The organism is Celerinatantimonas sediminis, from assembly GCF_046054195.1.
Taxonomy (GTDB): domain Bacteria; phylum Pseudomonadota; class Gammaproteobacteria; order Enterobacterales; family Celerinatantimonadaceae; genus Celerinatantimonas.
This window is the reverse complement of the sequence record NZ_JBEQCS010000003.1, coordinates 117449-130337: the sequence shown is the minus strand read 5'-3', so window position 1 is coordinate 130337 and position 12889 is coordinate 117449. Positions and strand designations below refer to the sequence as shown.

Genomic DNA, 12889 nt, shown 5'->3' with positions numbered 1-12889 from the left:
AAAAGCATAAGTCCACTTACAAGTAGAGCTGGTATTCATCCAGCTCTACAGAGATTAAATCAAGTTAATGAAGCTTAACGTACTGGTGGAGCGTATTGAATACCGCCATCAGTCCACAGAGCATTCAAACCTCGTTTAATTTTAAGTGGAGAATCTTCACCTACATCGCGTTTAAATGCTTCGGCATAGTTCCCAACTTGTTTAATGATGTTATAAGCCCATTTGTTACTAACGCCTAACATTTTGCCCATATCAGTATCAACACCCAGCAAACGTTTTACTGAAGGGTTGTTTGATTTGAGCATTTCATCAACATTCTGAGAGCTTACGCCAAGTTCTTCAGCATCAAGCATTGCAAACAGAGACCACTTAACAACGTTGAACCATGCATCATCACCCTGACGAACAACAGGTCCTAAAGGTTCTTTTGAAATAACTTCTGGCAGAACAATCGCATTTTCAGGTTTAGACAGTTTGATACGCAGAGCATATAACTGTGATTGGTCTGATGTTAAAACATCACAACGACCAGCTTCGAACCCTTTTACACTCTGATCTGAGGTATCAAATACAACTGGAGTGTATTTCATATTGTGGCTACGGAAGTAGTCAGCAAGGTTAAGTTCAGTAGTCGTACCTGATTGAACACAAACAGCTGCACCATCAAGTTCTTTGGCTGATTTTACGCCCAAGTTTTTGCTTACCAAGAAGCCTTGGCCATCGTAATAGTTCACACCAGCAAAGTTAACGCCCAATGAAGCGTCACGACTTAAGGTCCAAGTAGTATTACGAGATAGCATGTCAATTTCACCAGACTGCAGTGCAGTGAAACGTTCTTTTGCAGTCAGAGGAGTGTATTTAACTTTGCTAGCATCGCCAAGAACGGCTGCGGCAACGGCGCGACAAACGTCTACGTCTAAGCCTTGCCAATGACCTTGTGCATCAGGGTTAGAAAATCCAGGCAGCCCTGCGCTAACGCCACATTGAACATAGCCTTTTTTCTGAACATTTTGGAGGGTTGAATCTGCATTAGCGTATGCAGAAAGCATGAGAGTGGCCGCTGCAACGGTTGTCCACACTTTGGTCTTTTTGAACATTATTATCTTCCCTGTACATTTTTATTGTGTTTTGCATGTGGCCTAATAGCGGTGTTCGACAGCCTTGTCCATTAGGCCCTCTTCAAATTAAACTTTAATATCCCATTCTGTCAACCAGATTTTTATCTACTCTGGTAGCAAAAACAGTAATATATTCGGCAATGTTACAAATTACGAGAATTATTTTTCAACTAAGCTGCTCTAACTATTGATTAAATATTGTCATTTGTAAAATATTTAACTCATTTTTTAAGAATCATAAAACTCATACTGACATATTTATCTAATTTTTATAAAAAAATAGAATAATCAATAAGCTGTATCAGGAAGTTAATTTTTTTCAAACTCATCCAAATTAAGTGGGTTAGGAGTTACTATTAAAGTTAACAGTACATAGGTAACAAAGGAGTAGGTGTGAAAATCGTTGTTTTAACAGGCGCAGGGATCTCTGCTGAGTCGGGAATTCAAACCTTTCGTGGTGACACGGGGCTATGGGCAGACCATCGAGTCGAAGATATCTGTACCCCTGAAGGGTATCAACGAAATCCAGCTCAAGTGCAAGAATTCTATAATCAACGACGCAGAGAGTTACTTGACCCCAAAATTAAACCCAATGCAGCCCATATTGCATTAGCAGAATTGGCTGAGCGCCCAGAGGTTGAACTTACGTTAGTTACGCAGAACATTGACAACCTTCATGAACGTGCTGGCAGTAAAGACATTTACCACATGCATGGCGAACTGATGAAAGTTCGATGCGTTAAAACAGGTAAGCTCTATCCGTGTGACCATAACATCGCGGTTGATGAGCCGTGCCATTGCTGCACTCCTGCGAATCCTTTGCGTCCACATGTCGTCTGGTTTGGTGAAATGCCTCTATATATGGATGAAATCATGGCAAGCCTCAGTGAGGCGGATCTATTCGTTGCTATTGGGACATCTGGAGTGGTCTATCCAGCGGCGGGTTTTGTTAGACAAGCATCGCTCTCGGGCGCTAAAACAGTTGAGTTAAACCTTGCACCTTCGCAGGTTGAAAGCTCATTTGATGAAAAATACTATGGTCCTGCGACGAAAGTTGTGCCCGAATTTTGCCATCAAATTATAGGGTGATTGGCTAAAATATAATGAAGTTGTTAAAATAGGCGCTTGGATTAAAGAAAAGGGAGATACGCTTGCGTTGGCTTTTTTATATAACTGCATTACTCATGCTGATGATACTGCAAGGGTGTGACTATCGCTCTTCAGGAAACGTCTGGGCAATGCCTAGTTTGTCGCTGCCTTCAACAAGTCTCCCTAAGCTGACAAAAGATCAGGCACCGACAGCTAAAAAGAAGCAATTTACTGAATATCTTCTGCCAATGGTAAAGAAGATGAATAGTGTCATCTTAAAAAAACGAGAGCTGCTTAAAAAGGCATATGCGCAGTATCGTGAAGAAGGTGCTTTATCACGCTCAGCTAAATATTTTGTGAAACGCTTAGCTCGGGAATATAAAGTACCTATTGATGACGAAGACAGTCTTTCTGACAACGTGTTTAATCAGTTATTGCGACGAGTTGACGTTATTCCTCCTAACTTAGTATTGGCTCAAGCTGCCAATGAATCAGCTTGGGGAACCTCTCGATTTGCTCGTCAAGGCAATAACCTGTTTGGTCAGTGGTGTTACACACAAGGCTGTGGGATTGTACCAAGTGCCAGGGCCGATGATGCGACGCATGAGGTGAAAAAGTTCACAACTCCTGCCAAATCAGTTGTTGCTTATATGCGTAACCTCAACACAAATCCAGCCTACAGTGAGTTCAGGGATATTCGTTATCAGCTTCGACAGCAGGGTAAAAAGATTAGTGGTCGTGCGGTGGTTAAAGGATTAGTTAATTATTCAGCTCGTGGAATGGATTATGTGGATTCGTTAACATCACTGATGAAGACCTACAAAAATCGTTGGCCCGATTCTCCTCAAACTGAACTAAATTAAAATAAAAAAACACCATTTAAATGGTGTTTTTTTGCTAGCTCAAACGAAGTTAATTTGCAGAAGTATCTATAAATTGAACATTCAGACGATCGCCAATTCGTTGCTCATCAAATTCTTCAATTTCAGCTGAGCTGGCCTCGCTTTGTTCTGGCCTATCAAATGCAATATCACCACCATCAATCACGCCTTTGGAGATATCGACATTTTTAAAGTCAAACAATTCACCATCCATCAGATGCGATGGGACGACATTTTGAATGGCTCTAAACATCGATTCAATACGTCCAGGGTAGCGATTTTCCCAACCGTTGAGCATCTCTTTAATCATTTGCCGTTGTAAATTTTCCTGTGAACCACAAAGGTTACACGGAATAATCGGAAACTCTTTAATCTGAGCGAATCGCTCTAAGTCAGCTTCTTTACAATATGCTAATGGTCGAATCACAACGTGTTCACCATTGTCACTGACTAATTTTGGTGGCATTGCTTTTAGTTTGCCACCATGAAACATATTCAAAAATAAAGTTTCAAGAATGTCATCTCGATGATGTCCAAGCGCTATCTTAGTAGCACCAATCTCTTTGGCAGTGCGATATAAAATTCCGCGGCGCAATCTTGAACATAGTGAACAGGTTGTTTTACCCTCAGGGATCTTTTCTTTGACGATAGAATAGGTATCTTCTTCAACGATTTTGTAATCGACCCCTAACTCATCAAGATAACGAGGCAATACATCCTCTGGAAAGCCTGGCTGTTTTTGATCAAGGTTGACCGCAACAATGTCAAAGTTAATTGGCGCATGTGCTCTTAAATGTAACAGGATTGCCAATAGACCATAGCTATCTTTTCCCCCGGAGAGGCAGACCATGACTTTGTCACCAGCTTCGATCATATTGTAATCTGCAATGGCTTGGCCAACTTGACGGCGCAGACGTTTATGAAGTTTATTGGCGTTATAGATAGTTTTGGGTTTTACAGACATAGACCTTGACCACTTTAAAATAAAAAGCGCGCCTATTATAAAGGCGCGCTAGCTGACTGCAAGCAGTAGTATAACTGAGTTCAGTTATTTATTGGTTAGAATCAAGCGATTCAGGTCGTAATGCAAGCAAATCACAGTTGAGCTGATCAATCACGTGTTCAGCAGTATTGCCAATTAAAGCCCCACTTAATCCGCTTCGCCCACATGTGCCTAATACGACAACCGCTGCATCAAGATTATACGCTTTATCGATAATCGCATCGTCTGGTAAACCTTCTTCTAGATGCACGAAGCTTTCATTCAGGTCATATTTTTTTACGTACTCTTTAACTAACTCTTCATGCTGCTCTTTAACACTCTGATTATATAGTTCAGGATCAAAATCAGGCAGCTCAATGGCAATGTTAGCAGGCGCCGGCGGGTAGGCATTGATAGCATGCAACTGACCATCAACCAAGTTTGCTAAGTCGCGACTATAACAAGTGATCATATCATTGAGTTTCAGATGCAACTCATCTTCAGCACCCAAATGAACTGCTGCGAGGATTCGCCCATGAGATGGCCAGCTATTATTTTTGACAAGCAATAACGGGCAGGGGGTTTTACGCAGTAAATGCCAGTCAGTAGGAGTGAAGATAACCGACTGCAATTTAGGGTGGCTATGAGTACTTTTAACAATTAAATCATGACCGAATTCTTTCGCTTCATTAATGATGGCTTCATAAAGGCGGTTATTCCAAAGAACTTTGGTTTCGATTTCAATGCCGTTGTGCTGGTATTGTGCCACCAGTTTATCAAGCCATTCTTTTCTATCTGCAATCACGGCTGAACGCATTGTTTCACGTTCGCTAGATGAGAGCATTGAAGTCATCTCGTAAGAAAAGTCATAGATAGTCAGAAGAGCTTTAATAGGGGCTTGCTGTTTTTGTTGAGAAAGGAAAATCGCTCTGGAAAGTGCAGCTTGTTCATCTTGAGTAGGATCAATAACGACCAAGATATTTTTGTATTGAATCATAATATGCTCCTTATTAAAGGGCTTAATGAACGATACTCTCAGGTTAGCTAAAACATGGGGGGATGAAAGCGACCTAGCTCAAAGAACAGAACTAGGTCAATAATATGACTACTTTTTCGCTCCAGCTAACTCTGCGAGCTGATCATGATTAACGATAGTAATGTATTTACCTTTAACGTTAATCAATTCTGATTTTTGGAAACGACCTAACAATCGACTAATCGTTTCAACCGTTAGTCCTAAGTAGTTACCAATATCACCGCGGGTCATGGTTAAACGAAATTCCCGAGGGGAGAATCCGCGTTGAGCAAAGCGATTAGATAAACCAAAAATAAAAGCAGCCAAGCGCTCTTCTGCATTTTTCTTACTTAGCAGCAAGATCATATTTTGGTCGCCGCAAATCTCATTACTCATCAGGCGCATCATTTGATGGCGCAATTTCGGCATCGCTGATGACAGGTCATCTAAAACTTCGTAAGGAATTTCACAAACCATCGAAGTTTCCAGTGCTTGGGCAAAGCTTGGGTGGATTCCGCGATTAATAGCATCAAATCCAACCAAGTCTCCAGCTAATTGAAAACCAGTAATCTGCTCATCACCTTGCTCAGTGATAGTGTACGTTTTAATTGTTCCCGAGCGAATAGCATATAAACAGCGCATCGGTTCGCCAGCTGCGAACAACTCTTCACCTTTTTGAATCGGCTTTTTACGCTCGATAATTCGATCTAAGCGGTCTAACTCAGTTTCATTGAGGGAATATGGGATACATAACTGGGCTATGCTGCATTCTTGACAATGAATTTCACATCCGCCAGTTTGGATTCGGTTATGTCTGTGGTTAACACTCATAGCAACTCGACCATCCGTTTTGACTCAAATCAAGTTTACTATTTTTCAAATTACTTTCATAGATAAAAAAGTATTTTACTTATAACTTTAGATGAGCCCATTTCGACTAGAGCTCGAACAATACATGAGAATCAATAGAGGAGGCAAGTATTTTAAAAGTTAAAAAAAAGTAACAGGTTCGCAAGAAATGTATTCAAAATACACAATATATTATCCATTTTGAACAGAGCTATTGATTCATTCGATTATAAAACGGAACAAAAATATAACCAGTTGAAATAGCAACAGAAAGATAATTTTTATTCTGAGGAAAACCTGCCCAAAAAAAGTTATTTATCCCGTACATGACGGTTTTCGCATTAAAAAATAAAAACAGTGATAAATATCTCGTTTTTATAAAATATGAGGTCGTTTTACTTTATTAAAGTACGTAACCATTTATTGATAAATAGAAACTATCAATAAATATAAATCCAATGGTTAGTGATCAAATTTCTTCTAACGAACGTTAAAAAACGTAAACTAATTGTATTTAAATAGCCATAGTTAAAACAAGGTTATTTTGGTTTTTATATTAAAATAGTACACATAAACTTCTTAATGATTTTATTGGTATTTCTATCAATTGAGCTGATCTTCTAATTAAGCGCTATAGCTGGTTACATAATGTTGCTGCTCGCAGAGTATATCAAGATGAGATCTGCATTATTAGCCAACGTGGTTTGGCTTTGGAAAGCTTATTTCGTTTGTGTCTTTCTTTGGTTAGCGAACCCTAAAAGTTAAGATTTTCATCTAAGCTTATAATTTTCATCTAAGCTTATAAAAGGGAATTGGGTGAATTTACTGGTTCAAGATTGCTCGAGAAATCAAGGCTTCGTTATGGATGAACAACTCAAAGATCAACTGATGTTCTTAAAACATAAAGCCATTGTACAGCTTGATTCAGACAATTTAGAAGACGATGATGTATTAGTCATGTTTGCAATTATCTCACGGATATTTACGATGCTAAAAAATATCGAAGAATACGACGATCATCGCACGGCTAATGTCATCAGTAACATTGAGCACGAGTTCTTACGTTTAGAAAGAAAGTACAACATCAAGTGAAGTTCCAGCGCAAGTTCAATACTCTGAACTTGAACAACTCAGTGATGAATTAGCGAGCGCTGGCAAAGTCGACGATGATTCAATTATTGAAGCTGAATTAATCGATTGTTAGTTAACAGAAAACGATAAGCATAAAATGAAGTACCAGCATGTGATAATTCATAACACACCAAGGCTTTCAGCATTCTATCTTATATCGCGTAAAATACAATTTCGCATAATGTATATTTATGTCAATAGGGGAAATCCACCTTAACATATTGATAAATAATGGATTAATCGACTTTTAAGCCACGTTGCAAAATGCAACCCACTAAATCGAGTAAATTTTTAGGGAATAAATTTTTACTCCGACAAAAAACTTTTTAAAATTTGGCGTTCTCTGTCTGTTTTCGCTCGTTCAATTAGCAGTGACATATAAACAAAAGGGACATCCAATTTTAGTTCATCTGCTATTTGTAATGCATATTTAAAAGACATCTGTTTGCCACCTCGCCATTTAGAAACAGTTTGATGAGTGATACCTAAATATTTCGCCACATGGTAGTCAGAACAAGGCGTTAAGCTGTTTTTAAATCTATCTAACAGGTCTGTTGTTGTTAAAGATTCCATGTATAAAACCACTTATGCGCTAAGTCTTTTTAGGACGTCTTTTTCTTTATCACTTTTAGCTTTGTCTATAAGCAAAGACAGATAAACAGCATCAATATCTAGTCCAAGATCCTCTGCAATTCGAAAAGCCATGTCAGCAGACATAGATGCACCATTTCGCCACTTAGAGACGGTTTGTTGAGTAACATCGAGATATTTAGCAACTTTATAGTCACTAACCAAGTCCCGCTCTGACTTTAAATCTTCGAGTAAATCAATTGTTGTAGACATTTTTGCACCCTCCAAAGACAGTTTAGCGAGTTTTTTTGAATACACAACGAACACCTAACTAGTTGTGCACACCCTTGAAGGTGACTATGCTTGATTTGTTGTTAGGCCGGGACGCGGTCGCATCCTCCAATCGCAACCCGTTCCCGGCAGTGCTTCGGCACACTAACAGCGCACAACTAACAACAGGGGATAGAAACATGGCTGAACAAATTACAATCGCTCAATTCGCTGTACTAAGTAATCTCATAGATTTATTGGCAAATTGTCAGTTACAGACGTTAGAACAAGCGGAAGCGTTAAAAGTAGAAATGGAAAAGTTACGCGCGCAACCAGAACACGCTGCAGAAGTTGAAGACGTTGAATTAGCAATCATCGGCATAAAAGCCGCCAGTAACCGACTGGACAAAGCAATTGAAGCCTTTTCTCAAGTAGCAGTTGGAGGCGATGAAAATGCACAGTAATTTAGCGCCTATTCCTAGAAAAGATCATACATGGTCGGGCATTCTGCCCGGCGAACATACCTTAAGCGATGAACAACGCCGCAAAGGTTTAGAACACTGCGCCGCACTTCGCCAAAAATTGTGCGAAGGCCGCGCTAGCCAATCCCGTCTTGAGCACCGGTTATGCCTTCTTGAAGATTTACACGCATTAGGTGGTTGGGCCTCTCAAGGGGGAAACCATGCCTAAGTTAATATTAGAAATTAGTGGCTCCAGTGCTCTTATTTTAGAAGACGTCATCCGAAAAGAAGTGAGAGAGTTAGACACTCAGGCGGATGAACTCTCTGATAGTAACCTCAATGACAAATTACGTCCGATATTGCGAAACACAATCAATGAACTGGAGTTAGTTGCCCATCAGTTTTCTTCGTTAGCTGAGGGACAGTCATGATTGATCCTCATATCCTTAGCCAAGCAGTTGCCGGTCTTGAACCGGCTTTTTTTGGTGGTGAGTATCACCCCGAAGTATTACCCAAAATTCCCGAACCAAAAGGCCCGGTTTTTGATGCCCGGGCAGAACAATTGAAGCTGGAACGGCTCATCCGTGGAAGCCTACAACGGGACAGCCGCGCAGCGCCGCCGAAGGCGGAGGACAGTAGGCTAGTCCAGAGGCGCAAAAGTCAGACACAGCCCTTTTCACCCCATTTCGATGCCCGTGGAGATATTCCCCGAAACGTAGACGAGGAAACCGGGGAGATTGGCTCATTTAGCCTTGGCGCTCGTGCCCGGTTGTATTACCGGAATTGGTCGGATGAATACCGGGTTCGCGTGGAAGCTCAAACTTCTGTTTCTATCCCGCCCGAAGAAAACAGCGGCGAACGGGAAACCTCCGAACTTTCCAGCGCAGGCGCGCGAAAAATTATGGAATCAGGCGCATTTGTGCAAGCCGTTCGCGGGGGATTTACCACGTTTTTAACCCTGACGTTTGACAATGATGCTTGCGAGCGCATTCAATCCGGTGATACCACCATTGGCAAAGAGGTCTCGCGATTTTTTGATAATGCCAAAAAGATGTATAAACGCGGGTTTGCTATGGCTCATGATGTGATTGGTCATAAAAATGGCTATGACATTTACGGCGCGGAGTGCCTCCCAGAAGAAACCGCCCACAAAGATGATTTTGATTACATCTGGTGCGCAGAATGCCCCAAAGGGAAAACACGCGAGATTAACCCGCATTGCCATGTCTTATTGCGCTGGACGGTAGACGAATATCTTTTTCACTCCTGGGCGTATCGCATCGAACGATTATGGGGCCAAGGCATGGCGAATTTGAAACGCATTCATAGTGCCGAGGCCGCCGCTGGATATCTCATCAAAGCGTTGGGCTACATTGCCAAGGGCAAAAACAGCAAGAATAACCAAGGGGTTATTCGTGGCAATCGTTACAGCATATCCAAATCAGCTCGCGCCCCTAAATGGGAATGTATCGCCAGCTTTTACGCCGACAATATGACAGCCATCATCAACGAACTGCGCGACCGATGGCGCTGGGAAGATGCCCCGACTCGGGCACAAATTCATGATGCGAAAGACCAACTCGCCCAGAAAAAACGCGCTTACATGATTGCGCAAAAGCAAAGACGCTTCCAAACCGCTGAAAAATTAAAAGCGCGCTTGGAACAACTCACCACAACGATGAGAAGCGGCTATCAAAAAATTCGCAGTCGCCAAGCGCGCGCGGATGAATATCAAATCACCATGAAAGGGCAAGCCAGAATCACCAATTTTATTTCGTGGGCCATTGCCCGGCGAGGCTGGCGTGCCACTGAACCTGAAAACCCGTATCAAAGTCACCTCGACCGCGATGCCAAAATTGAATGGATCAAACGCGCTCGGCGTATCTGGCGCAAAGCCAATGAGTGGGCCGGGTTTCATTGGTTTCATACCACCCACGAAGTGATCACCTTAGATGCCGGAACCATGGCCGATGTGGTCGCGTGGGAAAACTACGCATACCAACCTTAACCAAGGACTGAACAATGGAACAACTACCGCAACTATTAGCTAAAAAACGCGCCTTAACCGCCGAGCTTGTACGATTAAAAGCGAATTTCAAACTGCCATCAGGGGGGATTGCCGGGCTGATGTTATCGGGTGATTTTAGTAATTTTGTGCCGATGGCTCGGATTATTTCGGATTTACTCGAAGTGCAAGACCAAATCACCGAAGTGATGGCCGCAAAGTTGGCTGAACTGGCCGAACAATAGGAGCGCAAACCATGGGCGTTTTACTCAAGGAAGTGGCAGACCCAATCACCCACGAACCCGCACAAATCTGGAAAGATGGCCGGGGCAAGCTGTATATGACCGGGCCTTTGGGCGTGTACAAGATGCAAAGCAATCGGGGGCAAAAATACCTCTCACAATTGCTCGGTAGTTTTCCGAGCGAAGCCGCCAATGACGGCGGTTCGCCAGTACCGACCCCAAGCGCATTAGAAACCCCGGCACAACGGGCTAAAAAAGCCGGTGTTATCCGATTCTCTGTATTCAAAAAGGCGAAATCATGCGAAACCAAGTAGACACCAGCGAGGAAACCGTGGCTCGTGAATGGGCACGAATTGAAGAAGAACACAAAGTGACACCCGCCGAACCCGAACCCCAAGCCGAGCAACCCGAGTTCGACCCCGAACCATTGGAAGACCAACCAGAACCAATGATGGACGAAGGGCAAAAACGATTGCTGACCAAAGCCGCGATTGCTCGCACCATGAAAGCGGCCACGCAAATGGTGGGGAAAGTCACCCTACCAGAACCGGTTTTTGATGGGTTAGGGGATGCCTACGCCGATTTAATGTTGAAATATTTTCCAGAAATGGGCGTTTTTGGCCTGTTAGAAAAATACAAAGTTGAAATTGCAGCCGTGACCGCCACCGCAAGCTTTGCCATTGCCTATCGAACCGCCAAAGCCAGCCAACGTGAAAGCATGAAACAACAACCCGCCGCCAACGATGATAATCACGAACAGGAGCAAACCGCATGAGCAGTATTCGCACCAATGGCAACATGGCCCTATTTTTAGGCATTACCCGGTCAGGAAAATCAGTACCCGTTAAACGCATTTCAGAAAAATGGACGCGTGTGCTTGTGTACGACCCTAAAGGCGAATATCACCTTGAATTAGGGTTCGAGCAAGCCAATACTCGCCGCGAACTGCTGGACATGCTCAAAGCAGCAACCGGCCCGGCAAAAATTAACTATATGGGGATTTCGAAAAGCGACTTCTTGTTTTTTTGTGACTGTGCGTTTAACTGGAACCACCAGAAAGAAGCCATGATTATTTGCGAAGAACTGGCGAGCGTAACCAATGCAGGCAAAGCCGATGGCGCATGGAATCGATTGATTAATCAATCCATGGCCTTTGGCCCGTTAGTGGTAGGAACCGTTCAACGCGGTCAAGAAGTTGACAAGTCCTTGTTAAACAGTGCTAACTTTGTCCATGTAGCCCAACATGGCACGGATGATGACGCCTATTACATTGCCAAAAAACTTGGTGTTCCCATGGAAGAGATCCCACGCGAACCGCTTAAGTTTTTTCAATGGACAGCCAATCGGGGAATAGTCGTTCGTGGGCATGTAGACTTTAAAGGGGCCAAAGGAAAACTTTGGGATGACGGAACCCCGCGTTTTATCCGGGCCAGTAATGGGAAACCCATGAAATTTAATCGAGCAGGGCGGTTTGATGGGGTTGCATATTGTTAACATTCTTTGCTGATTTCGTATAAAATGGAATTAGTTATAAGGGGAGGTTGAACATGAGTGAAGATCCTAGAAAACTTTTAGAAAGAGCAATTGAAATTCGCAAGGCTCAAGAATCTACATTTAAGCGTGTTCCCAAAGATAAGCTACGTGAAAGTATTAAATTAATTCAGAAAAATCACGCTGGTACACTTAAGCAGCTTGAAAATCGATGAGTGACTTATATTTTTTAGATGTCGATGATCTTATCGAAATTCATGATTCTATACTTGCAAATGGCGCAGGCCTCGCTGGAGTCCATTTCGAAAAATTAGAAGCCGTTGTTGGTCGTGTTGATAATCAGACATTATACGGCCAAATTGACAATGCGTTTGAACTTGCCGCGCATTACGGGGAAGCGATAGCGAGAGGGCACGCGTTTGTCGATGCAAATAAGCGCACCGCTTTTGTAGCTATGTTCAGCGTTCTACATAACAACGGCTTTCCTGTTCCTGATGACCAATCATTCATGGACTATTACAATAGCGATTCGTTTATAGCAGATACAATGGTTAAAGTTGCTATAGGAAAAATTTCAGCGAAGCAACTAAGCGAAATATTAGCTCTGGGGTATTTAACTGTTGGTGCTGTATATGCTATATCAGAAATTGCCTCATTGTTTAAAAAATAAAAGAAATCGAGCCTTCTTAAAATATCAAATAAAACCTTGACAGTTTCCAAAACGCTTGAGCTAGGGTACATCCCATCAAGCGTTTTTTATTATCTGGACTCTGACAAGGAACCAA

General features: G+C 42.4%; 19 protein-coding genes. 13 read left to right on the top strand and 6 right to left on the bottom strand.

Annotation, left to right across the window (positions count from 1 at the left end; all coding sequences use genetic code 11):
* Window positions 1–74 precede the first annotated feature (74 nt).
* Window positions 75–1097 (bottom strand): amino acid ABC transporter substrate-binding protein, encoded by a 1023-nt coding sequence (locus ABTQ23_RS05560; protein ID WP_408614668.1) that lies wholly within the window; start codon window positions 1095–1097, stop codon window positions 75–77.
* Between the two features lie 414 nt (window positions 1098–1511).
* On the opposite strand from ABTQ23_RS05560, the gene cobB reads away from it, so the two are divergent.
* Window positions 1512–2207, top strand: a complete 696-nt coding sequence (gene cobB / locus ABTQ23_RS05555) for a Sir2 family NAD+-dependent deacetylase (RefSeq protein WP_408614667.1) — start codon at window positions 1512–1514, stop codon at window positions 2205–2207.
* A gap of 62 nt (window positions 2208–2269) precedes the next feature.
* Window positions 2270–3070, top strand: a complete 801-nt coding sequence (locus ABTQ23_RS05550) for a glucosaminidase domain-containing protein (protein WP_408614665.1) — start codon at window positions 2270–2272, stop codon at window positions 3068–3070.
* 49 nt (window positions 3071–3119) lie between these two features.
* Here the strand turns inward: ABTQ23_RS05550 and ttcA are convergent, their stop codons facing one another.
* The 3 genes from ttcA to fnr form a co-directional block, all read right to left on the bottom strand.
* Entirely contained in the window at window positions 3120–4052 is a 933-nt protein-coding gene (gene ttcA / locus ABTQ23_RS05545) for a tRNA 2-thiocytidine(32) synthetase TtcA (protein WP_408614663.1), read from the bottom strand.
* 88 nt (window positions 4053–4140) lie between these two features.
* On the bottom strand, window positions 4141–5067 hold the full coding sequence (uspE, locus tag ABTQ23_RS05540; RefSeq protein WP_408614662.1) for a universal stress protein UspE: 927 nt from the start codon (window positions 5065–5067) through the stop codon (window positions 4141–4143).
* Window positions 5068–5175: 108 nt separating this feature from the next.
* A complete protein-coding gene (fnr, locus tag ABTQ23_RS05535; RefSeq protein ID WP_408614660.1) occupies window positions 5176–5916 on the bottom strand; it encodes a fumarate/nitrate reduction transcriptional regulator Fnr in 741 nt (246 codons plus the stop codon).
* Window positions 5917–6795: 879 nt separating this feature from the next.
* Here fnr and ABTQ23_RS05530 point away from each other — a divergent pair.
* Window positions 6796–7026 carry a hypothetical protein gene (locus ABTQ23_RS05530; RefSeq protein ID WP_408614659.1) on the top strand — a complete coding sequence of 77 codons (231 nt, stop codon included), beginning with the start codon at window positions 6796–6798 and terminating at the stop codon, window positions 7024–7026.
* Window positions 7027–7371: 345 nt separating this feature from the next.
* Here the strand turns inward: ABTQ23_RS05530 and ABTQ23_RS05525 are convergent, their stop codons facing one another.
* Complete coding sequence (locus ABTQ23_RS05525; RefSeq protein WP_408614657.1) at window positions 7372–7638, bottom strand: hypothetical protein; 267 nt, start codon at window positions 7636–7638, stop codon at window positions 7372–7374.
* Window positions 7639–7650: 12 nt separating this feature from the next.
* Window positions 7651–7908: a helix-turn-helix domain-containing protein gene (locus tag ABTQ23_RS05520; protein ID WP_408614656.1), complete on the bottom strand. Its 258-nt coding sequence runs from the start codon at window positions 7906–7908 to the stop codon at window positions 7651–7653.
* 197 nt (window positions 7909–8105) lie between these two features.
* On the opposite strand from ABTQ23_RS05520, the gene ABTQ23_RS05515 reads away from it, so the two are divergent.
* From ABTQ23_RS05515 to ABTQ23_RS05470, 10 genes are read left to right on the top strand one after another with little or no spacing between them, the layout of a single operon-like run.
* Window positions 8106–8369 carry a hypothetical protein gene (locus tag ABTQ23_RS05515; protein ID WP_408614654.1) on the top strand — a complete coding sequence of 88 codons (264 nt, stop codon included), beginning with the start codon at window positions 8106–8108 and terminating at the stop codon, window positions 8367–8369.
* A complete protein-coding gene (locus ABTQ23_RS05510) occupies window positions 8359–8595 on the top strand; it encodes a hypothetical protein (RefSeq protein ID WP_408614653.1) in 237 nt (78 codons plus the stop codon). The genes ABTQ23_RS05515 and ABTQ23_RS05510 overlap by 11 nt, the downstream gene beginning before the upstream one ends.
* Window positions 8588–8797, top strand: a complete 210-nt coding sequence (locus ABTQ23_RS05505; RefSeq protein ID WP_408614652.1) for a hypothetical protein — start codon at window positions 8588–8590, stop codon at window positions 8795–8797. The genes ABTQ23_RS05510 and ABTQ23_RS05505 overlap by 8 nt, the downstream gene beginning before the upstream one ends.
* Window positions 8794–10374, top strand: coding sequence for a rolling circle replication-associated protein (locus tag ABTQ23_RS05500; RefSeq protein WP_408614650.1), 1581 nt, complete (start codon window positions 8794–8796; stop codon window positions 10372–10374). The genes ABTQ23_RS05505 and ABTQ23_RS05500 overlap by 4 nt, the downstream gene beginning before the upstream one ends.
* Before the next feature lie 14 nt (window positions 10375–10388).
* A complete protein-coding gene (locus tag ABTQ23_RS05495) occupies window positions 10389–10616 on the top strand; it encodes a hypothetical protein (protein ID WP_408614649.1) in 228 nt (75 codons plus the stop codon).
* Window positions 10617–10627: 11 nt separating this feature from the next.
* Entirely contained in the window at window positions 10628–10927 is a 300-nt protein-coding gene (locus ABTQ23_RS05490; RefSeq protein ID WP_408614648.1) for a hypothetical protein, read from the top strand.
* Window positions 10912–11388 carry a hypothetical protein gene (locus ABTQ23_RS05485; RefSeq protein WP_408614647.1) on the top strand — a complete coding sequence of 159 codons (477 nt, stop codon included), beginning with the start codon at window positions 10912–10914 and terminating at the stop codon, window positions 11386–11388. The genes ABTQ23_RS05490 and ABTQ23_RS05485 overlap by 16 nt, the downstream gene beginning before the upstream one ends.
* Window positions 11385–12107 (top strand): ATP-binding protein, encoded by a 723-nt coding sequence (locus ABTQ23_RS05480; RefSeq protein ID WP_408614646.1) that lies wholly within the window; start codon window positions 11385–11387, stop codon window positions 12105–12107. The genes ABTQ23_RS05485 and ABTQ23_RS05480 overlap by 4 nt, the downstream gene beginning before the upstream one ends.
* A 53-nt stretch (window positions 12108–12160) precedes the next feature.
* The gene (locus ABTQ23_RS05475) at window positions 12161–12319 is read left to right on the top strand and encodes a hypothetical protein (RefSeq protein WP_408614645.1); all 159 of its coding nucleotides are present in this window, start codon (window positions 12161–12163) and stop codon (window positions 12317–12319) included.
* Window positions 12316–12774, top strand: coding sequence for a type II toxin-antitoxin system death-on-curing family toxin (locus tag ABTQ23_RS05470; RefSeq protein ID WP_408614644.1), 459 nt, complete (start codon window positions 12316–12318; stop codon window positions 12772–12774). Before ABTQ23_RS05475 ends, ABTQ23_RS05470 begins: the two co-directional genes overlap by 4 nt.
* Window positions 12775–12889 lie beyond the last annotated feature (115 nt).